Origin of the sequence: Streptomyces sp. NRRL F-6492 (assembly GCF_001280125.1) — a bacterium.
Taxonomy (GTDB): Bacteria; Actinomycetota; Actinomycetes; order Streptomycetales; family Streptomycetaceae; genus Streptomyces.
On the sequence record NZ_LGEG01000189.1, the window covers coordinates 1 to 244 of the forward strand.

General features: G+C 72.1%; 1 protein-coding gene. It reads right to left on the bottom strand.

Annotated features, from left to right (window positions below; translation table 11 throughout):
- On the bottom strand, positions 1–244 hold a 244-nt coding region (locus ADL08_RS14675), incomplete at both ends, for a beta-ketoacyl synthase N-terminal-like domain-containing protein (protein ID WP_267889565.1).

Genomic DNA, 244 nt, shown 5'->3' on the forward strand with positions numbered 1-244 from the left:
GTGGTGAGGCCGGCGTCGGTGAGGGCTTGGCGGATGACGCGTTCTTGGGAGGGTCCGTTGGGTGCGGTGAGTCCGTTGCTGGCGCCGTCCTGGTTGACGGCGGAGCCGCGCAGGACGGCGAGGATCTGGTGTCCGTTGCGTCGGGCGTCGGAGAGGCGTTCGACCAGGAGGAGGCCGACGCCTTCGGACCAGGCGGTGCCGTCGGCGGCCGCCGCGAACGACTTGATGCGCCCGTCCGGCGCCA